Raw genomic sequence first — 24,199 nt, forward strand, 5'->3', positions numbered from 1 at the left:
AAAAAACCTCCGACTTAGCAGAGGTTTTCGTTGTATTTTATTTGATGTCGATTAGTTTACACCGTGCATCATTTTCTTTAAGATTGGTGAAATTAATGCCAAGATAACAGCAGCAATACCACAAAGAACTACGAATACCATAAAGAATTCGAATAAATTATGGATTTCAAATCCTGCAAAAGTCGGGTTTGCTAAAGGTAATTGGGCTTTTTCGAAGGCAGCCACCTGATCGGCATTTAAAGTCACTTTTTTATCTAAAACATCCTGAAGATTTACGCCTATTTTCTGAGCTGCTTCAAATTTATCACCTGTTGCAGGTAGGATAGAACCTAGTGTTCCAGCCAATGCATATCCAGCTGCGTTCGCGATGAAGAATACACCATACAATAATGAAGCGAATCTTTTTGGAGCTAATTTTCCTACCAATGATAATCCGATTGGTGATAAACAAAGCTCACCACAAGTTTGGATGAAATATAGTAAGATTAACCATTTAACAGCTAAAAGTCCGTGGCTTCCTAAATCTTTAACATTGTGTGCAATAATGAAATAAGAAACTGCGATCAAAGCCAATCCCATTGCCTGTTTGAATGGAGATACAGGTTCTTTGCTTTTTGCTCTCAATTTATCCCAAAGAATACTGAACGGTACTGCTAAAGCAACAACGAAAATTCCGTTGAAGATTTGTACCATTGAAGGTGGCATGTTCCATCCGAAGAAATGTCTGTCTGTCTGGTTATCTGCGATGAACGTTAAAGATGAACCAGCCTGCTCAAATGCAGCCCAGAAGAAAATTACGAAAAATGAAACGATGTAAATTACCCAGATTCTGTCTCTTTCAATTTTAGTTAAAGAAGAATCGGACATAATTAAATATGCCAATGAAATACCACTTGCGTAAACCAATGAGTAGATCACATTCTGTCCTAATGCAAAGTGGAATAATGATCCTAAAATTGCGAATAAAACTACTGCAATTCCAACAGATGCGCCAGAGAATTTTGCAGTCTGTGCTTCTCCTTCTTCAAAATCTTCTGAAGTATTGTGTTTTGGTAAACCTCCGATTGGTCTTCCTGTCGGTGTTACAACATATTTATTTTTAAGAATTAAGAACGTAACCGTTCCCACCATCATAGCAATAGAAGCTGCTAAGAATCCCCATTTGAAAGCGTGGATATCTCTGATACCGTCTGCAGATTTTACGTCTCCGATTAATGGACAAATCAACTGTCCCAAGAAAGCTCCTAAGTTGATTCCCATGTAGAAAATTGTGAACGCAGAGTCTAATTTAGATTTTTCCTGTTTTGGATAAAGACTTCCAACCATCGAAGAAATGTTTGGCTTGAAGAATCCGTTACCGAAAATAATTACACCCAAAGCAGTCCACATAATCGTTGTAGCCGTCCCTAAGCTTGATCCGAATGTACTTGCACTAATAAATAGCAAGAACTGACCAATCGCCATTAAAGTTCCTCCAAGAAGGATACAATATCTGTTTCCTAAGAATCTGTCGGCGATAAAACCTCCCAACATCGGAGTAAGATAACAAAGAGCAAGGAAACCTCCGTATACAATTGAAGCATCAGCCTCCTTCATCAAAAGCGAGTTTACCATAAATAAGGTAAGCAATGCTCTCATCCCATAAAAGTTGAAACGCTCCCACATTTCTGTTCCGAAAAGAACCCATAATCCTTTCGGATGCCTGGAATTGCTCTTCTCTACAAATTCATCCGGTTTCGGACTTAATGCTTCAGTATTATCCATTTTTATTGTTAATTTTTGTTAAGACTGACAAATATAGTTTTTTTTGTGTTTTCGGCAAGGTTTTAATTTTATAATTCAATAAAAAAGCTGCAGAATAACTCTACAGCCTGATTTTCTTTATTATAAATAAGAACTAATGTCCCTTTTCCTTCATGATTTTGTTTAATCTTTTTAACATTGATAAACCTAAAAGGGTAGCAAATATCAACAAAGCGAAATTCACAAGGAAATAATTCATTTTGTTATCATAGCTGTACCAGGTACTCGCCAAGATTCCTGAAAGCTTGTTTCCTACAGAGTTTGCAAGGAAGAAACCTCCCATCATCAAAGCCGTAATTCTCGCAGGTGAAAGTTTTGAAACAAATGAAAGTCCCATTGGCGAAAGGCAAAGTTCTCCGACCGTGATTACTCCATAACTTGCAACCAGCCACCAAGGCGAAACTTTTACAGCGCCGTTATCTCCAGCCCAAACTGCCAAAACCATTACTAAACATGATAGTCCTGAAATGAAAAGCCCCAAAACGATTTTCGTTGGTGTTAGAGGTTCTTTTCCTTTTCGTCTTAACAATGCCCAAAATCCTACGACAACAGGCGTTAAAGCAATTACCCAAAACGGATTAATGGATTGGAATAATTCAGTATTGTATAAATAAGTTTTAGCTTCTGGATTTTTTTCTAATGCTGCACGTTGTTCAGGAGAAATATTTTTAAAATAAACATCTTTTCCTTGAACTTTTATAGTCTTTCCATCTTTATCTTTTTGCGACTGGAATTGATCGTCGTATACTGGAACTTCTTTATTTTCATAGCTTTTTCCATCAACCATGTAAATTCCTTCCAGTGGTTTTTCCATCGATGCAGGAACGCTTCTGTCTGTATAATAATTGGCCCATCTTGTTAAAGCTGTTCCATTTTGCTTAAAAACTGCCCAAAAGAACATACTAATCATAAAGACTGATAACAAAGCTCCGATAGAAGATTTTTCTTCTGGTTTTGCTTTAAAATAAAGAGATGCGTAAAAGTAAATGACAGGAATACACGCAAAAATAAAGGCATCTGTATTATCACTTCCGAAAATATTTCCCGGAATAACCCAACCGATGGCTCCAGCTATAATTGCAGGTAAGAAAACCTTCAACATAATTTCAGAAAGCTTGGTATCTCCTTCCTGCTTTGGTTTCATTTGTGCAGCGTGAATATAATGTTTTCTACCAATGGTAAAAATCACCATACCAATCAACATTCCGACTCCGGCAGTAATGAACGCTTCGCCCCAACCGAATTTATTTCGCATGAATGCTGCGATTATGTTGCAAATAAACGCCCCAATATTAATTCCCATGTAAAAAATATTGTATCCGGAATCTTTATTGGCTTTATAAGGTTCTTCGGAATATAAGTTTCCTAATAATGTGGAAATGGTAGGCTTAAAGAAGCCGTTTCCGATGATAATTAATGCTAATGAACAGTAAAATAATGTAAGATCTTTGAAAACCCCCATTCCAATATATCCGGCCGCCATTAAAACTCCTCCCAGATAAATAGATTTAATATAACCTAAAACTCTGTCTGCCAAGAACCCACCGATAAAAGGCGTTAAATAAGTCAAAGCAATATACGTCCCGAAAATGTCGTCTGCGGTTTTGTCGGGAAGTCCAAGACCTCCTTTTAAACCTGTTGGTTCGATTACATACAACACAAAAATTCCGAGAATCAGATAATACCCGAAACGTTCCCACATTTCCGTAAAGAAGAGGAAAGGCAATCCCTTAGGATGTTTAGTCTTCATATTTTCAAATTTCAAATTTCTCAAAAATAGGTTTTTAATTTTAATTGATAAAATAAATTGAATTTTCGTAAAATGATTAATATTATAAATATAAAATCCCTCTCAAAAAATTGAAAGGGATTTTATATTTATTTTGTTTTTTTAGATGACATTGGAGGTGGAGGAGGAGCAACTTCTATTGCCTCAGTTACTTGATTTTTTTCCACTTTTGCTATACCATTAATAAAATTTTCCATGGCTTTTTTATTTTCATCATATTTGTTTACAAAGGTATATGCTGTAATACTGCAATATCCGTCACTTGTGAGATAATAATTTCCCATATATTCAAAATCAAGACCTTTTGCATTAACCGAATACTTCATATGAAGCACTTTAATATTATTTATGGTTCTGTATTCTGCTTCTTTTAGTCTAAAATATGTAGCATTTTTTTGAACACTTGCTATCACTAAATCCTTTAAATTTTTAAGTGTCTGAACTGGCGCATTCTCACTCGTAAATAAAGCAAAAATATTTGAATTTGATACGTTGGTAAATACTTGTTCTAGTGATGGAAAATTAAACTCTGTTTTTATAATTTTCCAAACTTTAGGATTATAATATATCCCGCCGTCTACTTTTTTACTTTTTACTAAGAATGTTGCCTCTTTAGCTTTTTCATAAGGCTGTTCATTAGTAGAAATTGTTTCAAGCGCTTTTTCATCACTATCATTTACAAATTTCCATGTTTTATTGTCGAAAAGAACAATTTCTTTTCCGTCTTCTGTCATTGCTTTTATTTGTGACTTTACTGAAAAAGAAAATATAACAAAAGCAGATAAAATAATTTTTTTCATTGTTGATTTACAAATTCTCAAAAATAAAATCAGTCATTTTCTGATACAACTGCGGTCTTGTTTGTCCGCCATAAATGCCGTGGTTTTTATCCGGATAAGCCATGAAATCAAACTGTTTTTTGTTTTGAATCAAAGCTTCCGAGAATTCCATAGAATTTTGGAAATGTACGTTATCATCGGCAGTTCCGTGGATTAATAAGAATTTTCCTTTCAATAAATTCGCATATTCAGTAGGCGAGTTTTTATCGTATCCATCAGGATTTTCCTGAGGCGTTCTCATAAATCTTTCCGTGTAAACAGAATCATAATATCTCCAGTTCGTAACTGGTGCAACAGCGATTCCCATTTTGAAAACATCAGCACCTTTTGTCATTGCCAAGCTCGTCATATAACCTCCAAAGCTCCAACCAAACATTCCGATTCTTGATTTGTCGATGTATGATTGATTTCCGAACCATTTTGCAGCAGCAATCTGATCTTCAATTTCATATTTTCCTAAATTCATGTACGTCACTTTCTTGAATTTAGCACCTTTGTAACCGGTTCCACGCCCATCAACACAAGCTACAATATAACCTTTTTGTGCCAGCATTTCAAACCAGATGGCATTTCCGTTATCCCAAGAATTCGCCACTTGCTGAGAACCAGGACCTGAATATTGGAACATGAACAATGGATACTTTTTGTTTTTATCAAAGTTTTTAGGCTTGATAATCCATGCATTCATCTGATCTCCTGCTTCATTTGGAATCGTGATGAATTCTTTTTCAGTGAAATTGTCAGTTTTTAATTTTTGAAGCTGAGCATCATTATTTTGAAGTTCTTTTACCACTTTACCGTTTCCGTCTTTTAAAACATAAGTGTAAGGTTTTGCAGCCGTAGAAGATGTTTCAATGAAATAATTATAGTTTTTGCTGAAATTTGCAGAATTATTTCCTTCCGTATTAGAAATCAGCTGAGTTTTTCCGTTTTCGATATTTACTTTAGAAACCACTTTATTAATGCTTCCTTTTTCAGTAGTCTGAACGTAAATTTCTTTTGATTTTGGATTAAATCCGTAATAATCAGTTACTTCCCAGTTTCCTTTTGTAACCTGTTTTTTCAACTTACCATCTTTGTCGTACCAATATAGATGACGGTTTCCGTCTCTCTCAGAACCCCAAAGGAAAGAATTATCCTCTAAAAATTCCAAAGTAGGACTGTCTGTATCAATCCATTTATCGTCTGTTTCCGTGAATAATTTCTGAACAGCTCCCGTTTTTGTATTCACTTTCAAAACATCAGAAGCATTCTGAATTCTGTCAGAAGTAATCAAAACAATTTCATCTGCTTTTGCCGTCTGAATAACATTCGGAATATAATAATGTTTAAAACTATCTAAATTCACTTTCGTTTTTTTGCCATCGCTCAACTGATAAATATGAGCCGAAGCCACAGAGTTTTTTTCTCCCGCTTTCGGATATTTGTAACGCATCTCACTTGGATAAAGCGTTTTTCCGTAGATCGGAATATAGATTTCCGGAACTTCTGTTTCGTCTAATTTTACAAAAAGAATCGCATCCGAATTTTTTGTCCATTCATATAATCTTGCGTGTCCGAATTCTTCTTCGTAAACCCAGTCTGCAAGACCGTTCAGAATTTTATTTTTTACACCGTGTTCTGTAACCTGTGTGATTTTTCCCGAATTTAAATCCTGATAAAAAATATTATTATCAACAATGAAAGCTACTTTTGTCGCATCAGGAGAAAATCTTGGTTCCTGAACAGGTTTTCCTTCATTTAAACTTACTGTTTTTCCGGATTTCAGATCTTTTACATCATAAGTTCCTAAAAACGAATGTCTGTAAATAGGCTGACTGTCCTTTAGCAACAAAATTTTAGACTCATCATCAGAAAATTCATAGCTCTGGAATTGTCCGTCCACAAGGTTTCCTTCTTTTTGAGAAGTTTTGTAAGAATATTTTGCAATTCCTCCTTGCTCGATCACTAAATAATTTTCACCGTTTTTCATGGAAGTAATTCCGGCAATGCCCTTTCCACGGTAATATCCTGAATATATTTTATCTAAAGTGATCTCCTGAGCGGATAAACTTTGAAATGCAGCTGCTACTGTAAGCGTTAGTAAGAATTTTTTCATTTCTAATTTTAAAGATTTCAAATATAATAATTTTTAAAATGCCAAAAAAAAGCAAATTAAAATAAGGCTTTTGGCAACAAAATTGAATATCATTAAGCATAATCAAATCAAATAATAATTATGGAAACGAATGCTTTTAACCAAAAACTGAACCGTTATGTTTTAGACGATCAGATCGTATATACCGGATTTTCAAGTTTTAAAGATGCTGAAGATTGCGCACAGAAAAAAGGAGGGAATTTGGTAGAAGTAGGATTTAAGGACGGAAATGATAATCCTGAAGTTTGTACCGACTGTGATTTAATAGAAAAAAAACTTCATTATTATGTAGACGCAGGACCAGAATATAAATTTATACATTCATCTGACCCAGGATTTAGAAAATATGCTGATGAGCTGCAAAAAATAAAAGCAAAGCTTCAGCAATCTCCACCGGATGAAAGGTATATTGCTAATTTTGAAATAGAAAATGCAGAAGATCCGATTGTGGTGATTAAAAATGATCATTTTGAATCGGTAACTTCCAGAGAGCGCTCAAAATATTTGAAGCATGCTAAAGTTTATGAAATAGGGGTTTCCCTGCCAAAATCTTAAAAAATACAATCATGAGCAAAACAAAATATTCAGAAAAAGCTCAGGACAAAGTAGGAAAAGTAATGCACGAATTCAAGGAAGGAAAACTGAAATCTTCTTCCGGAGAAAAAGTGACAAGCAGAAAGCAGGCTGTAGCCATCGGTATTTCTGAAGCAAAAGAAAAAGGTTTGAAAGTACCTAAAAAGAAAAATTGATTAATACACAAAGATAAAATCGGTCTGAAAAATATTTTCAAACCGATTTTATTGTTTTTAACATTATATTATCCATTATAATTATAAAGCACCTTATAATATTCATCAGCCATTCTATCACTGTTGAACTGGTCTTTTACGTCATTCATCGAGTTATACTGAATTTTTCTCCATTTGTCCGGATTGTCATAATAGGCTGGAAGAATTTCATTTTCAAGGATTTCGTATAATTTATTTAAATCGTAATTATCCTGTTCATAAATACTCATATTCATGTAATCTGCTTTTGGAACTACGAAAGAATTTTCGCCGTGTTTAGCAAATTCAGGAATCCATCCGTCGTCTGTGGAAAGGTTTATAGAACCATTCATAGCTGCTGTCATTCCCGATGTTCCGGATGCTTCTCTTGGAACTCTCGGGTTGTTTAACCAAAGATCTGAACCTTGTTTTAAAGATTTGCTTAGAGACAGTTCGTAACCTGTAAGAACCGACATATTTTTATGATTTTTGCTTTCTTCAACCAACAAATTGAATGTTGAAATTGCAGAATAATCCATTGGATAAGGTTTTCCTGCCCAAATAATTTGAACCGGATATTTTGGATTATTTAATAGTTTATAAAATCTGTCTTTATCGTGTAAAAGCAAATCTGCACGTTTGTAGCCCGCAAATCTTCTCGCCCAAACAATGGTGAAAACATTTGGATTAAATAAATTTCCTGTTTGATCGGCTACAATTTTAAATAACCTTTTCTTCAAATGTTTTTTACGATAATCAAAAACCGTTTCGTCGTTTTCATCTTTTGCGTTATAAAGCGGTTTATCTGCCCAATATTTGAATTCTTGAGCGTTGGTAATCGACGTAATTTCACAGATTCCAGGATATTTGCTCCACATTGCTCTGGAAACATCACCATGAAGCTGGGAAACGCCATTTGCCACTCTCGCCATTTTCAAAGCACACAGCGAGTGATTGAAACGGTCATCGGTAGATCCTTCAATACTTTTTACGTCTTCCATGCTGAAACCTGAAAAATATGACATATCGTAACAAAGTCTTAGATTATGTTTTTCATTTCCAGCCTCTTCGGGCGTGTGTGTTGTGAATACCAGCTTTTCTTTTACTTTATTTAAATCACCGTTATATTTTTTTAACAAATGGAAAGCGGCAGGAAGTCCGTGAGCTTCATTTAAATGATAAACATCTCTTTCAACGTTCATTTCATCCAATAATTTGGCTCCGCCTTTTCCTAACAAAATATACTGTGCCAGTTTTGTAGACTCGTTCGCATCGTATAATCTGTGACAAATTGTTTTGGAAACGTGGTCGTTCTCAGGAACATCCGTTGAAAGGAAAAACATCGGTGCTGTGTGGAAAATCTCGGGATCAAGATAATATACTTTTACCCAAACAGGTGCGCTGTGAATTTCAATTTGAAACTTAATGCCTGTATCTTCAAGAAAACTGTACATTTTTTTCGTCCACGTTGGCTGTAAGGTTTGATCGTGATTTCTCGCCTGATCATAATATCCGAATTTCCAAAGAATTCCGATTCCGATAAGATCCTGTTTAAGGTTGTAAGCGCTTCTCATGTGAGATCCCGCTAAAAAACCAAGACCTCCCGAATATATTTTTAGTACCTGCTCAATGGCAAATTCCATCGAGAAATAGGCTACTTTTTTAGAATATTGTGGATTAACACTAAAAGGTATTTTAAAGTTTTTAAAATCCATACATTACAGTTTTATAATTGAAGGGTCAAAGGTATTAAATATGAAAGTAAACAAGATGTTAATTATTCAATAAATTATTTTTAAAACAATGGTTTTTATAGTTTTTTTTACTTACCTTTAAATGTAAATTTTTGATAATCAAAACTTCATGATCTGAAACTGGAGTTCTATGTGTTCCATAACAATAAAATAATAAGCACATGAAAAAGGCATTTTCTGATGAAGATTTAATAAAAAATCTGAGCTTATATTATCTGAACCGACACTTGAAAAAGAAGCCGATAGAGAAGTATCATCGCAAAATAGATGAGTCCCCGCTTCACGACCGCGAAAAATACAAAAAGAAAGCAGAAATTTTGCTCCTGAATTCTTTTATGCATCATTTTCCTGAAGTACAATTTGAAAATCTTACTTGCGAAAGTCCCGACTTTATCGCAAAATTCAACGACAAAAAAATTGGAATTGAATTGACCGAAGTAATCAACCATCTTGAAATGAAAAAGGTTGAAAGCAACTTAAACAAGATTTTCCGTCAGGCAGAAATATTATTGGAACAAGAAGACACTACGAAATATCGTGGTGTTTATTTTTTAGAATTCTATCCAAATATTAAACTGGATACGTTGGAAAGTCATGAAGAAATTATCTTAAATATTTATAAAAGCATTAAAAAAGGAAAACCTGTCGGATGTGTAAAAAGTATTAGAAAATCTTCTCATCGTAGAAATGTTTTCATCACGCATGAATATAATATGAATTTGTTTGACGAATTATGTTCGGAAAAAATTTTAGAACTCATTGAAAAAAAGAACGAAAAATTTCCCTATTACGATACTTCCGTTGATGAATGTTGGCTGGTCATCGTTTCGGATATGAATTCCATTGCATCGCGATATACTTTTATCCAGGATAAAGAACATTTGCAGCAGGTGAAAAGTCCGTTTCATAAGATTTTTCATTTAGAGAATCTTTGCGGAAATATTACGAGTATTAAATGATTTGTTGATTAATTTTCATTGTTTTTCAATTTTTATTGAATTATTTTTGTTGAATTCGTTATTTTTGGTCTGAATTGTTTATATTTGATATCCAACAAATTAGATTATTTAAATTAGTAACCAAACTCAACAGAATATGAAAAAAACTCTACTTCTTCTTTTTCTGCTTATTTCACGAACTTTTTTTGCTCAGGCAGACTGTGCAACAGCGCTTTCGGTTTGTGGAAATTCGAATATTACCTATTCTCCGACGGGAATTGGGGCTGTTAATGAAAATCTTGGAGGCTGTTTATCAACCGGTGAACATAATTCAATTTGGTATAGATTTACCATTGCTACAGGCGGAACGCTGACTTTTGATCTCGTTCCTACAGACCCAAATGCAGATTATGACTGGGCGGTCTACGGGCCGAATGTTACTTGCGGAAGCTTAGGCGCACCTTTACGTTGCAATGCTGCAACGGTAATCGGAGTCGGCGCTTCAACAGGATTGAATATGACGAGTACGCTTCTAAGTGCTGCAGGAGGTTCACTCACTCCTTATTGTAGATATTTGGACGTTTTACCGGGACAGACGTATTATTTATACATCGATAACTGGGTAGGTGCGGGAAGTACAACTGTTGCTCCGTTTTCCTTAACTTGGGGTGGAACTGCAACACTTGCTTCACCATTTACAGATCCAGCAATTCAACCACATCCATTTACTCCTCCAGGAGTTCCGGCTGCCAATCCTGCCAATCCTAGAGAAATTATTGTTTGCGAAAATCCTATGATTTTTAATTTCAATAGCTTATCTGCGGGAATTTTAAATGGAAATCCAAATTTTGTCATAAGTTACCATACTTCTCAAAATGATGCGCTTTCGGGAGCAAATCCTATTTTAGCACCACTTACAGTGAATACAACTTCAACCTATTATTACAGTATTCATTATCAGGATCCTGCAAATCCTAGTAACCCAATAAATTCATGTAGGCAGATTGGTTTGTTTAAATTTAAATATGGAAACATTACAGGAAATAATGTTACTCTTTATGCATGTAATAACAATAATCTAGGAACGGCAACTTATGACCTTACGTCAGCAGCTGTTTTCGGAGATCCGACTGCAACTAAAGAATATTTTACCACCATGTCCGATCTGAATGCAGGGATTAATCATATTAATAATACAACATCTTATGTATCTGCAGAAGGAACGGTTTATGTGAAAATCACTTCACAGTACGGTTGTGTCGCGATTGCAGAGATTACTTTGAAATTTTATCCTATCGTTGTTGTAACAGAAGCAACCTTAAGGTCTTGTTTTATTGATACAAAACCTTCTACCGCTTTATTTAATTTAACACTTGCTCCGGTAACAACTTTAGGAGGGGCAACAAAAGAATATTATCCATCTTTAACGGATGCTCTGAATGGAACCAACCCAATCCTTGATGCTCAGAATTATATTGCTCCAAACGGAGTTGTTTATATTAAAGTCTTCAATTCAAATGGATGTTTTGGCATCGCAAAAGTTACCTTAATTGTTCTTCCACCAGTATATTCTAATGTTTTGGAAGACAAAATTATCTGTATGGAAGATACAACAACACTGGATGCAGGAGCAGGATTTACAAGTTATAAATGGAGTACAGGAGCAACATCGCAAGTTATTACAAATGTAGGAGTTGGAAGTTATTGGGTAGATTTAAAAACAGGAAACTGTATCACGAGACAAAATGTAAAAGTCTATGCTTCTGAGCAGCCTGTTATTTCGGATGTTGATATTGCCAACAATACTGTCACAGTAAACGTTACGGGCGGAACTGGGCCTTACAAATACTCAATTGATGGGATAAATTGGCAGGATTCTAATGTATTCAATAATGTTCCGCGTGGCGACAGTCATATTTTTGTAAAAGACTCTTATGATTGCGAACCTATTGATATTACGATTGTTGTTCCGAATCTTGTGAACGTCATTACGCCAAATGGTGATGGTGTGAATGATATGATTGATTATTCTGCATTGGGAAGCAAGCAAAATTTGGTTTTCAATATATTCGACAGATACGGAACGAAAATTTTCCAGGCAGATAAATCCAATGGCTATAAATGGGACGGAACGATTGCCGGAAAAAAAGTTTCAACAGGCACATACTGGTTTTCCGTAACCTGGAATGAAAATAATAAAAAGAATACCTTAATCAAATACTCCGGTTGGGTAATGGTAAAAAACAGAGAATAATTTTTATAATTAAATTTGAAAAACCGTCGCAATAGTGACGGTTTTTCTTTTTCTAAGATTGCGAACGATGCGAAGCAGCTTATTCTCAATCATGTAAATTTTCAACCGTATAAAAAATCATAGAAAATTTTTAACTTAGATATTCAATTAAAAAATATGAAAGATCTATTTATAAAACGTTTTGAATATTACAAAAACCTCGGTGACAAATCATTTGATCAGCTTTCCGAGGAACAGATTTTTTGGCAATTTAATGAAGAAAGTAATTCTATCGCGATTATTGTTAAGCATATTGCAGGAAATATGCTCTCAAGATGGACAAATTTTTTAACAGAAGATGGTGAAAAATCATGGAGAAACCGTGATGAAGAATTTATTAATACATTTACAACAAAACAGGAAGTTTTAGAGTATTGGGAAGAAGGCTGGAAATGTCTTATTGATGCTTTACATCAAATTAATGATGAAAATTTACAAGCAACAATTTATATAAGAGGTGAGGCACATTCTGTTTTAGATGCGGTTTTTAGACAATTAGCACATTATCCTTATCATATCGGACAAATCGTTTACATCGCAAAAATGATGAAAAATGATAACTGGAAAACCCTTTCCATAGCAAAAAATAAATCTGAAGAATTTAATAATGAAATGAAAAATCAACTATCGGAAGAAAGTTTTAATTCAAATTCTTAACCTGTATTCTTTCAAGATAGCACAGAAGTAAGAGACGAATTTAAGCAATAGACTGAATCAATTTAGAATTCATATTAAAATTACTATCTTTGCACCCAGAAAAAACAGGAGTATTCAATGTCAACTTTTCAACGAACTGCCGCATTTCACACCCTTGGCTGCAAATTAAATTTTGCGGAAACATCTACTATTGCCCGTCAATTAACAGATGCAGGTTATGATAAGGTGAGTTTTGATGAAAAGGCGAATATTTATGTAATCAATACATGTTCAGTCACTGAAAACGCCGATCGTGAATGTAAACTTCACGTGAAAAGAGCCATGAAAGCCAATCCTGAAGGTTTGGTGGTTATTGTTGGGTGCTATGCACAGTTGAAGCCTGAAGAAATTTCGCAAATTGAAGGGGTTGATCTGGTTTTAGGAGCCAAAGAAAAGTTCAACATTTTAAGTTATCTTGATGATTTGGAGAAATCTGAAAGTGAAGGGATCGTTCATTCTTGCGAAATTGAAGAAACAGATTTCTTTATCGGAAGTTATTCCATCGGCGACCGAACCAGAGCCTTTTTGAAAGTTCAGGATGGTTGTGATTATAAATGTACGTACTGTACGATTCCTTTGGCAAGAGGAATTTCTCGTTCCGATACCATCGAAAATGTTTTGAAAAATGCTAAAGAAATTGCCGCAAGAGACATCAAAGAAATTGTTCTGACGGGTGTAAATATTGGTGATTACGGTAAAGGCGAGTTCGGAAACAAAAGACACGAGCATACTTTTTTAGATTTAATCTCAGAATTAGATCAGGTTGAAGGGATTGAAAGAATTCGTATTTCTTCCATCGAACCGAATCTTTTGAAGGATGAAAGTATCGAATTGGTTTCAAAAAGTAAAAGTTTTGTTCCGCATTTTCACATTCCGTTGCAATCGGGAAGTGATGATTTATTGAAAAAAATGAAGCGTCGTTATCTGACGAAGCTTTACAATGATAGAGTAAACAAAATCCACGAGGTGATGCCTCATGCGGCTATTGGTGTGGATGTAATTGTCGGTTTCCCAGGCGAAACGGAGGAAAGATTTATGGAGACATATAATTTCCTTAATGAGCTGCCGATCACTTATTTGCACGTATTTACTTATTCTGAAAGAGAAAACACAGAGGCTGTAGAAATGGATGGAGTAGTTCCTATTTCTGAGAGAAAGAAAAGAAATAAAATGCTGAGAATTTTATCTGAAAAGAAAAAAATGGCATTTTATCAAACCCAGCTTGGGAAGACGCTTCCTGTGCTGTGGGAACACGAAAACAAAGATGGAAAAATGTATGGTTTTACAGAAAATTATGTGAGAGTTCAAAAAGACTTTGATCAAGCTTCTGTAAATCAAATCGAATTTCTAAATTTAGAAAAAATCCTGTCAGATGGCACGGTTTCTGTGCAATCCTCTTACGAAAGTTTTTTAGCAAAAGCGTAGTCTCTTTGCAAAATTTCCACTAAATTTATTTTTAACTTTTAAATACTACATTCATGAGAGATAAGTTTTTATCTTGGGGGATTGTATTAGTCATTGCTACGTGGATTGTGGCGATACTAATAAGAGCACATTACTGGATACCGACGCTGTTATCCGCAATTTATGCATTGGGAGTTTACAATGCTTATCAAACCAAACATGCAATTCTGAGGAATTTTCCTGTTTTGGGTTACTTCAGATATTTTTTTGAAAGTATTTCACCCGAAATGCAGCAGTATTTCATTGAAAGGGAAACCGATGGGAAACCTTTTCCACGAAATCAGCGTTCTGCGGTGTACAGACGTTCAAAAAATCTGAGTGATACAGTTCCTTTCGGAACACAATTAGAAGTTAATCATAGAAAATATGAGGGAATAAAGCATTCTATTTACGCCAAATCTCCATCAGAAGAGCTTCCAAGAGTCTGGGTTGGTGGTGAGCAATGTACGCAGCCTTATCATGCCTCAATTTTCAATATTTCTGCAATGAGTTTTGGGGCTTTGAGTGATCGTGCTCAAATTTCATTAAATAGAGGTGCTAAAAAAGGAAATTTTTATCATAATACAGGAGAAGGGGGAATTTCTCCGCACCATTTGGAAGGTGGTGATCTTTGCTGGCAAATTGGAACCGGATATTTTGGTTGTAGAGATGACGAAGGAAAATTTAATCCTGAATTATTTACGAAATATTCTACGCTTCCAAATGTGAAGATGGTTGAAATTAAATTATCTCAAGGGGCAAAACCTGGTCACGGTGGAGTTTTACCGGGAGTGAAAAATACACCTGAGATTGCAAAAATCCGTCATGTCACGCCAGGAATGACGATTATTTCTCCGCCATCGCATTCAGCTTTTTCTAATGCTGCAGAATTGTTGAGATTTGTTCAGCAATTGCGAGAACTTTCTGGAGGAAAGCCAATTGGGTTTAAATTATGTATCGGTGATACCAAAGAATTTGAGGATATCTGTGTTCAGATGAATGTTTTAAAAATTTATCCTGATTTTATCACAATCGACGGTGCTGAAGGAGGAACAGGGGCTGCACCACCGGAATTTTCGGATGGAGTCGGAATGCCCTTGGAACCAGCCTTAATTTTTGTGAATAGAACACTTAAAAATTACAATTTAAGAGGGAAATTAAGAGTCATTGCCAGTGGAAAAGTTCTTACCAGCCTTGATATTTTGAGAGCAATTGCAATGGGAGCAGATATGTGTAACAATGCGAGAGGATTTATGTTTTCTTTAGGCTGTATCCAGGCATTGAGATGTAATAATAATATGTGTCCGACGGGAGTTGCGACTCAAGATAAAATGTTAATTAAAGGTCTTGATGTTACTGATAAAGCAGAAAGAGTCTACCATTTTCATAAAAATACCCTTCATACTTGTAATGAACTGATTGCAGCAGCAGGAAAAAGCTCTTACGAAGAAGTAGATGCCACAATGTTTATGCGAGGAGATGAGTTTGATCATTTGGCTGATCTTTATTTCCCGGATATTCTTGGAAATGTAAAACAAAAAGCTAAATCTTAAATTTAGATTTTCGATATAAAAAAAGCGCTTCATAATCCGAAGCGCTTTTTGTTTTTTATTGTTCAGCAACTGGTCTTGTGTTTGCTTTATATATTTGAAAATTAAACACAAAACAGTTATTTTGAAGCGAATATCCTGTATAGTTATAGTGAGTATCTCTTGCGAAGGCAGCTCTTGATGGTACAATAATTACGCCTTGTAAATTATAAGCGTCACCATCATTGTGATCGGCAAATCCTTGGAAGTATGTTAAACCTTCCTGTAGACCTTCAATTTCATAATAGCTTCTCTGTTTTGCTGCATCAGTACTTGCAGAGGTTAGTACAGAATTTTTAACGTAATAGAATGATGGGTCTGTAGTCGGAGATCCTGATCCGTTAATTGTGTTTAAAAGAACTCCTGAAGAAGCAAACGAAACATTTCCATCTGTATCAGTAGCAAGCATGTAGTTTGCTCTCATCATGGTTCTGATCTGGGTCTTTGCATTAGCTTCTATTGTTACGCCAGTTGTTGGCTGTGCGCCATCTCTTTTAATATAAATAACCCCAGAAGGAAGTTTTACAGGATTTAGTTCAGATAATTTTTTGTAATGATCATCCGTCGTATCTGTCGAACTGAAAGCTTTTATATTTCCTTGAACATCTAGATAATTGGCATCCATATATTTTTGGATTGCTTGGTCATCATAAGAATTTCTTACATTAATGTCTTCTGGTTCTGTAAAAGTTGCCACATCATCATCCTTTTTACAAGCAGAAAAACAAAGAGATCCCGCAAGGATATATAAAAATATTTTTTTCATTTCAAAAACTTTAATTACTTTACAAATAATATAACGACAAAAGTATAAAAAATTATGAGAATAGATAAATTTTTATGGAGTATTCGTTTTTATAAGACGAGAAGTATTGCGACAGAGGAGATTAAGAAGAACAGAGTATCCATAGGAACGTCTACCGTAAAGTCATCTAAAGAAGTAAAGGAAGGGGATGTTATTAAAATCAGAAAAAACCAAATTGATTATAAAATTAAGGTTATTCAAATTCCTAAAAGCAGGATCGGTGCGAAGTTGGTTCCTCTACATATCATTGATGTAACCGATAAAGAGCAATACGAAATATTAAAAATGCGTAAAATGTCTCAGGATTATTACCGAATAAAAGGGGAGGGAAGACCGACCAAAAAAGACAGACGTGATATGGACGACTATGTAGGAAATGATATAGAAGGAGATTTTACCAACTGGGACGATTTTTTCGGCGAGTCGGGTGATGACTCTGATGAAAATGAAAATTAAACAAAAAAGCTCTAGAGATAGAGCTTTTCTATTATTTCGTTGATGATATCTTCCGGTGTTCTATTGTCTGTGTTTACACTAAATTGTGCTTTTCCGTAATATTCATTTCTTTCAAATAAATGTTTCGCAATAAATTCTGGAAGATCTTCATCCGGAATTTTTGCAATCAACGGTCTTTTTTCCTTTTGTTTTGAAATTCTCTCGGCTAAAGTTCCAATCGAAGCTCTCAAAAAAACACTTTTTGAATTAAGATTTATGATTTCCATGTTATTATAGTAAACAGGAGTTCCTCCGCCAAGACTCAAAATCACATTTTCTTCGGAAGCAAGGATCTCTTCCAAAGTTTCTCTTTCCAGCTTTCTAAAGTAGATTTCACCCTTTTTCTCGAAGATTTCGGGAATGGTTAATTTATTTCGTCTGGAAATCTCTTTATCCAGGTCAATTAATCTAAAATCTATTTTTTCGCTTAATATTTTGGAAATGTGAGATTTGCCACTTCCCATGTATCCAACAAGTGAAATTATCATGAATTTTTTTTAAACAAATTTGCGAAAAAGTTTTGAGATAAAGAAAAAACTCATATCTTTGCACCACTAAAAACGAGGGACACAATCACTGTGTTAATCGATAATAAAGTGGCCGACTCGGTAGCTCAGCTGGTAGAGCAATACACTTTTAATGTATGGGTCCTGGGTTCGAATCCCAGCCGGGTCACAAGCAAGAAAATTACTAGTTTTTGTAATTTTATTGCCTGCGTGGTGAAATTGGTAGACACGCCATCTTGAGGGGGTGGTTTCCTAAGGATGTGCTGGTTCGAGTCCAGTCGCAGGCACACTGCAGAAAAATTGAAATAATTCGTATGATGTATTAGATTTAGTTTTATATTTATCATACAATTGTGGCCGACTCGGTAGCTCAGCTGGTAGAGCAATACACTTTTAATGTATGGGTCCTGGGTTCGAATCCCAGCCGGGTCACTAAATTTACTGAAAAGTAAATTTTTTTCATATTAATATTTTGTGATTTGGTGTTTTAAAGGCTTCCGTAAGAGGCCTTTAATTTTTAAAATAAATTTTGCAAATACAATTTTTTTTGTATCTTTGCACCGCTAAAAAACAAAAATCAATTTAAAATTGATTTAGTTTAAGTGACCGACTCGGTAGCTCAGCTGGTAGAGCAATACACTTTTAATGTATGGGTCCTGGGTTCGAATCCCAGCCGGGTCACAAGTTTACTGAAAAGTAAATTTTTTTCATATTAATATTTTGTGATTTGGTGTTTCAAAGGCTTCCTACAGGAGGCCTTTGATTTTTTATATACTCAAAGCTAAATCAATTTTCCATTAAATCCTTTCCAGATTCTTTTTAATTTAAAATAAAAATTTAATTGAATTAAAAAAGCGTCACCCAAAAAGCAACGCTCAATATATTAGTTCTAAATCTTTTTAAATCTTAATTTAGCCTTAGCCTTAGCCTCAATCTCAACCTAAATCTTAATCTAATCTAAATGCATATTATCAATCAATCTTACTCCATCAACTACAACAACGATAAATGCTCTGAAATTTTTGTCTTTATAGAAAAAATCTGTTTCTTTTAAGGTTTGTTCATCTGCAATTAAAAAATATTCAAGTTGCATTCCTTTTTGATCGTCGAAAATATCCTGAACTCTTTCTTTAATTTCGGGAATAGTGATTACTCGAAACCATTCATTTACTTTTTTCAAGGTTTCATAAATAACTTTTGAAGCATCTCTTCTGTCTTCATGAAGTCTTTGATTTCTAGAACTTAAAGCTAAACCATTCTCCGCTCTATAAATAGGAACTCCAACAATTTTAATAGGAAGTTTTTTCTTTTCAACCATTTTTTTAATGATAGCCAATTGTTGAAAATCTTTTTCTCCAAAATAAGCATTGTCCGGTTTTACCTGATTGAAGAGTTCTTCAACAACTGTTCCTACACCATCGAAATGTCCCGGACGAGATTTTCCTTCCATTTCATTTTCCAAGCCGTCGAAGTCATAATGCTGACTTTCAGTTTTTTCGGGATAGATATCTGTAACTTCAGGAATGTAAACAGCATCTACTAATCCTGAATTTTCAAGGATTAAAATATCTCGGTTGATATCTCTCGGATACTTTTCTAAATCCTCAGGATTATTAAATTGAGTTGGATTAACAAAAATTGATGATATCACAAGATCATTTTCTTCTCTGGCATTTTTATATAGAGATAAATGACCATTATGAAGGGCTCCCATGGTAGGTGCGAAGCCGATCTTTTTACCCATTTCTTTCTGTCTTTCAATGAAATCCTGAAGAATTTTCTTACTTTTTAGAACTTCCATAGTTTATTTTAATAGTAATTCAAAAATACTAAAAATATCATATAATTATTGTACAATTTGGGCTAGTTTTAATAATTTGAAAAAGGGAATTATCGTAAAAAAATGTTAATTAAATTAATGTTGAATGTTTTTTCGTAATTTTGCACATTAAAGCATTTTTACAAAAATTAGATAGAAGTTTATGCCGAATCAAAAAATACTGTACATTACTACAGAGATGTATCCATATCAAGAAGACACAAACATGGCTGCAGTAGTAAACAAAATGGCACTTAAGATGCACCAAGAAGGCAATGATGTAAGAGTTTTTATGCCAAGATTTGGACAAATAAGTGAAAGAAAATTCCAACTACATGAGGTTATTCGCCTTTCGGGAATGAATATTATCATTAATGATCTTGATCAACCTCTTATTATTAAAGTAGCATCTCTTCCTGGGGAAAGACTTCAGGTTTATTTTATTGACAACGAAGAATACTTCAAAAGAAAACAATATTATTTTGATGACGAAGGAACTCCTTTCGACGACAACGACGAAAGAGCAATTTTCTTTGCGAGAGGGGTAATTGAAACCATCAAAAAACTGAACTGGGTTCCTGATGTAATTCATTTAAATGGATGGATGTCTTCTTTCGTTCCAATTTACTTGAAAACGTACTACGAATCAGATACTTATTTCAAAGATGCTAAAATCGTTCTTTCTTTATATAATGAAAAGGACGCACCATTGGCTTCAAATATCGACGAAAAACTGAAGTTTGATAATATTTCAGGCTTAAAAGCGTTAGATAATCCAACAGTAAAATCTTTCGTGATAGAAAGCATGAACTATGTGGATGCTGTAGTAAAAGGAGACGAATTCCTTGATGAAGACCTGGATAAGGCTTTCAACGAAACTTCTACCCAGAAGTCTGAATATCTTGACGTGGATTCTATAAATCAATTATATTAAAAAAACACATTTTAATGATTCATACTATGAAAAAAGCGATCACCGTATTTTCTCTGGTGGTTTTTGGAAGCGTATTGCTTTATAATTGCGAACCGGATGCGGATTCTTTGGGAGAGCAATTGTTTTTAGACGGCGCGGCGCAGGGGAATGAGCAGTCTTTTGAAGTTACGGCTTTTAATATCGACAACCATGATACTATTAGAAGCGAAGCAGGAAAATTAAGTTCTGCCGTACTTGGTGCTTTTGATGAAGATCAGTTTGGTATGCAAAAAGCATCTTACCTTACTCAATTGAAACTATCAACTTATGATCCTGATTTTGGAACAAATGCAGTTGTTGATTCTGTTGTTTTGGTAATGAAACCAACGTATGCGACAGATTCTGTTACAACGACTACCGATGAATCTTATGTGTTCGCTGGTGTGGATGGAAATGTGGATGCTAAAAAAGTTGTGAGTACTTATCCTGTTACTAAATTTGGTAAGGCGAAAAGAACTTTCCATATCAGAGTAAATGAAGTTACAGATTTCTTAAAAGGATCTTCTGATTCTGTAAAATCTAATCAAACATTTGCTTACGATGCAACTTCTTTAGGATCTAAAGAATTTAATGGTAATGTAAAAACAATCACTATTACTAAAGATTCTGATGGTAGTTCTTTATTTAGTACTACTGTTCCGGATATTAGAATTCCTCTAGATAAAACTTTCTTTCAAAATAAAATTATTGCTAAAAAAGATCAGCCTGAGCTTCAGGATGCGTCTAACTTTATCAGATATTTTAAAGGTTTAAGAATTTCTGTTGATGAAAATGATGGGTATTTATTCCAGTTTGCTCCGGATGCAATGGAGTTAATCATGTATTATAAATATGATAAGGTTGACGGTAGTACTACAACAAGGCCTCAGACAACATATGCATTTTCTTTAGGTTCTGGAAATACTCATATTGGAAGTTATGCTTACAACAGATCGGGTGCATATAACACAGCAATGGCAACAAGTAATAGCCAAACAGGTGATAAGAAATTGTTTACACAAGGAATGGGTGGACCTTCAATCGGAGTTAGAATTCCTGAAACGGAAATAGATAAGCTTAAGAAATTGTATAATGATAATAAAGCAGCTATTATTAGTGCTAAAATCAGAATTTATACAGACCCTTCTTGGAATAATGTAAATTATGCTAAACCAACAGCATTTACATTTTTACAAAAATATAAACGAGCATATAAAGAAGATGGTACGGCAACGGATCAAAATAAAACTGTAACCAATTTTACGGATGATTTATTAAATTTATCTGGTCTTGCAGGATATACAATTTATAAATCTTATAATTTAGATAAAAATCCGGCATATTATGAGTTTATTGTTACAAAATCTATAAAAGACCTTGTAGAAAAAGCGGATTCAGGTTCTTACTCAAGCCAGACTTATGATCCTGTTAAGAGAAAAACTTTATATTTCAAAATTGATATGGGATCATTTTTATCAAATTCTGCCGGAACAGGTTTAGCAGGGTATCAATACACAGGTACAGCTTTTAACACAAGCAGAGCAGTATTTGTTGGAACAGATGCAGGAAATCCAAATAGAGTTCAGTTAAAAGTAATTTACGGAACAAAAAAATAAAAACTTAAAAAACACTTGATAAAAATATGTGCGGAATTGTAGGATATACAGGTTTTCAAGACGCTTACGATATAGTAATTAATGGTCTTAGAAGACTGGAATATAGAGGATATGACAGTGCCGGAATTGTTCTGGAAGATACCAACAACAAACTTGAAGTTGAAAAAACAAAAGGTAAAGTTGAAGATCTTGTTAACATTTCAAGCCAATTAAAAGGAAAGGCAAAAATCGGAATGGGACATACTCGTTGGGCAACTCATGGAGTTCCAAGTGATAGAAATTCTCACCCTCATTTGTCTAATAATAATAAAATTGCAATTATCCATAATGGTATCATCGAAAATTATGATACTATTAAAACGATGCTTACTGAGAAAGGATTTACTTTCAAATCTGAAACAGATACGGAAGTTTTAGTAAATCTTATCCAGTATTTTATGGACCTTAATACTGAAATGGATTTCCCGACTGCTGTAAGATATGCACTTAACGAAGTTTATGGAGCCTATGCAATTACAGTAATGCACGAAGACTTCCCTGGAGTTTTGGTTGTAGGAAGGTTAGGTTCTCCTTTGGCAATCGGAATTGGTGATAAAGAATATTTTATTGCTTCTGATGCATCTCCTTTCGTAGAATTTACAAAGGAAGCAATTTACCTTGAAGAAGGTCATATGGCAACTATTTCGTTGGAAAATGGAGTAGACATCAGAACAATTAATGATAATTCTAAGATTGAGCCTGAAATTCAGGAGCTTAAGTTGAGTTTAGAACAAATTGAAAAAGGTGGTTACGAACATTTCATGCTAAAAGAAATTTTCGAACAGCCAAAATCTGTCCACGATACAATGAGAGGAAGGCTTCTTGTAGATGAAGGAGTGATCAAAATGGCGGGAATCTGGGATCATATCGAAAGATTCAAAAATGCGAACAGAATTATCATTATCGCTTGTGGAACTTCCTGGCATGCAGGTCTTATCGGAGAATATTTAATTGAAGAATACGCTAGAATTCCTGTTGAAGTAGAATATGCTTCAGAATTCAGATATAGAAATCCTATTATTACTGATAAAGATGTAGTTATTGCAATTTCTCAATCAGGGGAAACAGCAGATACAATGGCTGCATTGAAATTAGCTAAAGAAAAAGGAGCATTTATATATGGTATTTGTAATGTAGTAGATTCTTCTATTGCGAGAATTACAGATGCTGGTTCTTACACTCATGCAGGTCCGGAAATCGGGGTAGCTTCTACAAAAGCTTTCACTGCGCAGCTTACCATTCTTACGTTAATTGCCTTTAAATTAGGTAAACACAACGGAAACTTAGGAAATGCAGATTTCATGAGCTTAATCTCAGAATTGGATGCTATTCCTAAAAGAATTGAAGAAGTTCTAAATACTACGCACGAATTGGTACAAAATATTGCAAAAGATTTTGTGAGTGCGACAAATTTCCTATATTTAGGAAGAGGATACAATTATCCTGCTGCACTGGAAGGTGCGTTAAAATTAAAAGAAATCTCTTATATTCATGCTGAAGGATACCCTGCTGCAGAAATGAAGCACGGTCCGATTGCGTTAATCGACGAAAATATGCCAATTGTTATTATTGCTCCTAAAAAAGGACATTATGATAAGATTGTAAGCAACGTTCAAGAAATTAAGGCAAGAAAAGGAAAAATTATTGCTGTTGTAAATAAAGGAGACACACAGGTAAGCGCGATGGCAGATTACGTTATCGAAATTCCTGAGACTGCAGAATGTTTCTCACCAATCGTTGCATCAGTGCCTTTACAGCTGTTAGCTTACTATATTGCTGTTTATAGAGGTGCCAATGTAGACCAGCCGAGAAACCTTGCAAAATCTGTAACTGTGGAATAAAAATTTGTTGTAAATAAAATAAATTTAGATTTCTTCCGTTATTTCAAAAAAAATCTTAAAAGTTTCTTAAAAAAATTA

19 protein-coding genes and 4 tRNA genes are annotated in these 24,199 nt (G+C 34.5%); 15 read left to right on the forward strand and 8 right to left on the reverse strand.

Going from position 1 to position 24,199, the window contains the following annotated elements:
- Positions 1 to 51 precede the first annotated feature (51 nt).
- The 4 genes from ACKX2A_RS15960 to ACKX2A_RS15975 form a co-directional block, all read right to left on the reverse strand.
- Positions 52 to 1,764, reverse strand: coding sequence for a peptide MFS transporter (locus ACKX2A_RS15960; protein WP_415325798.1), 1,713 nt, complete (start codon positions 1,762 to 1,764; stop codon positions 52 to 54).
- Positions 1,765 to 1,897: 133 nt separating this feature from the next.
- On the reverse strand, positions 1,898 to 3,553 hold the full coding sequence (locus tag ACKX2A_RS15965; RefSeq protein WP_415325799.1) for a peptide MFS transporter: 1,656 nt from the start codon (positions 3,551 to 3,553) through the stop codon (positions 1,898 to 1,900).
- 128 nt (positions 3,554 to 3,681) lie between these two features.
- Complete coding sequence (locus ACKX2A_RS15970) at positions 3,682 to 4,392, reverse strand: hypothetical protein (RefSeq protein WP_415325801.1); 711 nt, start codon at positions 4,390 to 4,392, stop codon at positions 3,682 to 3,684.
- Positions 4,393 to 4,399: 7 nt separating this feature from the next.
- Entirely contained in the window at positions 4,400 to 6,529 is a 2,130-nt protein-coding gene (locus ACKX2A_RS15975) for a S9 family peptidase (RefSeq protein ID WP_415325803.1), read from the reverse strand.
- A gap of 120 nt (positions 6,530 to 6,649) precedes the next feature.
- On the opposite strand from ACKX2A_RS15975, the gene ACKX2A_RS15980 reads away from it, so the two are divergent.
- Both ACKX2A_RS15980 and ACKX2A_RS15985 read left to right on the forward strand, forming a co-directional pair.
- Positions 6,650 to 7,123, forward strand: coding sequence for a hypothetical protein (locus ACKX2A_RS15980; RefSeq protein WP_415325804.1), 474 nt, complete (start codon positions 6,650 to 6,652; stop codon positions 7,121 to 7,123).
- A gap of 11 nt (positions 7,124 to 7,134) precedes the next feature.
- The gene (locus ACKX2A_RS15985; protein ID WP_415325805.1) at positions 7,135 to 7,317 is read left to right on the forward strand and encodes a DUF6496 domain-containing protein; all 183 of its coding nucleotides are present in this window, start codon (positions 7,135 to 7,137) and stop codon (positions 7,315 to 7,317) included.
- A gap of 68 nt (positions 7,318 to 7,385) precedes the next feature.
- Here ACKX2A_RS15985 and glgP read toward each other — a convergent pair whose 3' ends face one another.
- Positions 7,386 to 9,050, reverse strand: coding sequence for an alpha-glucan family phosphorylase (gene glgP / locus ACKX2A_RS15990; protein WP_415325806.1), 1,665 nt, complete (start codon positions 9,048 to 9,050; stop codon positions 7,386 to 7,388).
- 200 nt (positions 9,051 to 9,250) lie between these two features.
- Between glgP and ACKX2A_RS15995 the strand changes: the two genes are divergently transcribed.
- From ACKX2A_RS15995 to ACKX2A_RS16015, 5 genes are all read left to right on the forward strand, one after another.
- A complete protein-coding gene (locus ACKX2A_RS15995) occupies positions 9,251 to 10,048 on the forward strand; it encodes a hypothetical protein (protein ID WP_415325807.1) in 798 nt (265 codons plus the stop codon).
- Positions 10,049 to 10,184: 136 nt separating this feature from the next.
- Positions 10,185 to 12,281 (forward strand): T9SS type B sorting domain-containing protein, encoded by a 2,097-nt coding sequence (locus ACKX2A_RS16000; RefSeq protein ID WP_415325808.1) that lies wholly within the window; start codon positions 10,185 to 10,187, stop codon positions 12,279 to 12,281.
- A 156-nt stretch (positions 12,282 to 12,437) separates the two neighbouring features.
- Positions 12,438 to 12,977: a DUF1572 family protein gene (locus tag ACKX2A_RS16005; RefSeq protein WP_415325809.1), complete on the forward strand. Its 540-nt coding sequence runs from the start codon at positions 12,438 to 12,440 to the stop codon at positions 12,975 to 12,977.
- A gap of 117 nt (positions 12,978 to 13,094) precedes the next feature.
- Positions 13,095 to 14,441, forward strand: coding sequence for a tRNA (N(6)-L-threonylcarbamoyladenosine(37)-C(2))-methylthiotransferase MtaB (gene mtaB, locus ACKX2A_RS16010; protein WP_415325810.1), 1,347 nt, complete (start codon positions 13,095 to 13,097; stop codon positions 14,439 to 14,441).
- A gap of 53 nt (positions 14,442 to 14,494) precedes the next feature.
- Complete coding sequence (locus tag ACKX2A_RS16015; RefSeq protein ID WP_415325812.1) at positions 14,495 to 16,012, forward strand: FMN-binding glutamate synthase family protein; 1,518 nt, start codon at positions 14,495 to 14,497, stop codon at positions 16,010 to 16,012.
- Positions 16,013 to 16,067: 55 nt separating this feature from the next.
- Here the strand turns inward: ACKX2A_RS16015 and ACKX2A_RS16020 are convergent, their stop codons facing one another.
- Entirely contained in the window at positions 16,068 to 16,814 is a 747-nt protein-coding gene (locus tag ACKX2A_RS16020) for a hypothetical protein (RefSeq protein ID WP_415325813.1), read from the reverse strand.
- A 54-nt stretch (positions 16,815 to 16,868) separates the two neighbouring features.
- Between ACKX2A_RS16020 and ACKX2A_RS16025 the strand changes: the two genes are divergently transcribed.
- On the forward strand, positions 16,869 to 17,309 hold the full coding sequence (locus ACKX2A_RS16025) for an RNA-binding S4 domain-containing protein (protein WP_415325815.1): 441 nt from the start codon (positions 16,869 to 16,871) through the stop codon (positions 17,307 to 17,309).
- Positions 17,310 to 17,320: 11 nt separating this feature from the next.
- Here the strand turns inward: ACKX2A_RS16025 and ACKX2A_RS16030 are convergent, their stop codons facing one another.
- Positions 17,321 to 17,836 (reverse strand): shikimate kinase, encoded by a 516-nt coding sequence (locus ACKX2A_RS16030; RefSeq protein WP_415325817.1) that lies wholly within the window; start codon positions 17,834 to 17,836, stop codon positions 17,321 to 17,323.
- 114 nt (positions 17,837 to 17,950) lie between these two features.
- Between ACKX2A_RS16030 and ACKX2A_RS16035 the strand changes: the two genes are divergently transcribed.
- From ACKX2A_RS16035 to ACKX2A_RS16050, 4 genes are all read left to right on the forward strand, one after another.
- Positions 17,951 to 18,023, forward strand: a tRNA-Lys gene (locus tag ACKX2A_RS16035).
- Positions 18,024 to 18,058: 35 nt separating this feature from the next.
- Positions 18,059 to 18,141 (forward strand) — tRNA-Leu (locus ACKX2A_RS16040).
- Between the two features lie 72 nt (positions 18,142 to 18,213).
- Positions 18,214 to 18,286 (forward strand) — tRNA-Lys (locus ACKX2A_RS16045).
- 176 nt (positions 18,287 to 18,462) lie between these two features.
- A tRNA-Lys gene (locus tag ACKX2A_RS16050) sits at positions 18,463 to 18,535 on the forward strand.
- 271 nt (positions 18,536 to 18,806) lie between these two features.
- On the opposite strand, the gene panC is transcribed toward ACKX2A_RS16050, so the two are convergent.
- On the reverse strand, positions 18,807 to 19,655 hold the full coding sequence (panC, locus tag ACKX2A_RS16055) for a pantoate--beta-alanine ligase (RefSeq protein ID WP_415325818.1): 849 nt from the start codon (positions 19,653 to 19,655) through the stop codon (positions 18,807 to 18,809).
- 181 nt (positions 19,656 to 19,836) lie between these two features.
- Here panC and ACKX2A_RS16060 point away from each other — a divergent pair, with 181 nt between their 5' ends.
- From ACKX2A_RS16060 to glmS, 3 genes are read left to right on the forward strand one after another with little or no spacing between them, the layout of a single operon-like run.
- Complete coding sequence (locus ACKX2A_RS16060; RefSeq protein WP_415325820.1) at positions 19,837 to 20,607, forward strand: glycogen/starch synthase; 771 nt, start codon at positions 19,837 to 19,839, stop codon at positions 20,605 to 20,607.
- A 14-nt stretch (positions 20,608 to 20,621) separates the two neighbouring features.
- Complete coding sequence (locus ACKX2A_RS16065) at positions 20,622 to 22,241, forward strand: DUF4270 family protein (protein ID WP_415325822.1); 1,620 nt, start codon at positions 20,622 to 20,624, stop codon at positions 22,239 to 22,241.
- Between the two features lie 26 nt (positions 22,242 to 22,267).
- Entirely contained in the window at positions 22,268 to 24,121 is a 1,854-nt protein-coding gene (glmS, locus tag ACKX2A_RS16070; protein WP_415325823.1) for a glutamine--fructose-6-phosphate transaminase (isomerizing), read from the forward strand.
- Positions 24,122 to 24,199 lie beyond the last annotated feature (78 nt).

The organism is Chryseobacterium sp. MMS23-Vi53, assembly GCF_047651245.1.
GTDB lineage: Bacteria > Bacteroidota > Bacteroidia > Flavobacteriales > Weeksellaceae > Chryseobacterium.

Coding starts and splice junctions, on each gene's coding strand:
- ACKX2A_RS16060 (WP_415325820.1), top strand. CDS start 19,837: ATGCCGAATCAAAAAATACTGTACATTACTACAGAGATGTATCCATAT.
- ACKX2A_RS15960 (WP_415325798.1), bottom strand. CDS start 1,764: ATGGATAATACTGAAGCATTAAGTCCGAAACCGGATGAATTTGTAGAG.
- ACKX2A_RS16030 (WP_415325817.1), bottom strand. CDS start 17,836: ATGATAATTTCACTTGTTGGATACATGGGAAGTGGCAAATCTCACATT.
- ACKX2A_RS16015 (WP_415325812.1), top strand. CDS start 14,495: ATGAGAGATAAGTTTTTATCTTGGGGGATTGTATTAGTCATTGCTACG.
- glgP (WP_415325806.1), bottom strand. CDS start 9,050: ATGGATTTTAAAAACTTTAAAATACCTTTTAGTGTTAATCCACAATAT.
- glmS (WP_415325823.1), top strand. CDS start 22,268: ATGTGCGGAATTGTAGGATATACAGGTTTTCAAGACGCTTACGATATA.
- ACKX2A_RS16065 (WP_415325822.1), top strand. CDS start 20,622: ATGATTCATACTATGAAAAAAGCGATCACCGTATTTTCTCTGGTGGTT.
- ACKX2A_RS15995 (WP_415325807.1), top strand. CDS start 9,251: ATGAAAAAGGCATTTTCTGATGAAGATTTAATAAAAAATCTGAGCTTA.
- ACKX2A_RS16000 (WP_415325808.1), top strand. CDS start 10,185: ATGAAAAAAACTCTACTTCTTCTTTTTCTGCTTATTTCACGAACTTTT.
- ACKX2A_RS15980 (WP_415325804.1), top strand. CDS start 6,650: ATGGAAACGAATGCTTTTAACCAAAAACTGAACCGTTATGTTTTAGAC.
- panC (WP_415325818.1), bottom strand. CDS start 19,655: ATGGAAGTTCTAAAAAGTAAGAAAATTCTTCAGGATTTCATTGAAAGA.
- ACKX2A_RS15975 (WP_415325803.1), bottom strand. CDS start 6,529: ATGAAAAAATTCTTACTAACGCTTACAGTAGCAGCTGCATTTCAAAGT.
- ACKX2A_RS15970 (WP_415325801.1), bottom strand. CDS start 4,392: ATGAAAAAAATTATTTTATCTGCTTTTGTTATATTTTCTTTTTCAGTA.
- ACKX2A_RS16005 (WP_415325809.1), top strand. CDS start 12,438: ATGAAAGATCTATTTATAAAACGTTTTGAATATTACAAAAACCTCGGT.
- ACKX2A_RS15965 (WP_415325799.1), bottom strand. CDS start 3,553: ATGAAGACTAAACATCCTAAGGGATTGCCTTTCCTCTTCTTTACGGAA.
- ACKX2A_RS15985 (WP_415325805.1), top strand. CDS start 7,135: ATGAGCAAAACAAAATATTCAGAAAAAGCTCAGGACAAAGTAGGAAAA.
- mtaB (WP_415325810.1), top strand. CDS start 13,095: ATGTCAACTTTTCAACGAACTGCCGCATTTCACACCCTTGGCTGCAAA.
- ACKX2A_RS16020 (WP_415325813.1), bottom strand. CDS start 16,814: ATGAAAAAAATATTTTTATATATCCTTGCGGGATCTCTTTGTTTTTCT.
- ACKX2A_RS16025 (WP_415325815.1), top strand. CDS start 16,869: ATGAGAATAGATAAATTTTTATGGAGTATTCGTTTTTATAAGACGAGA.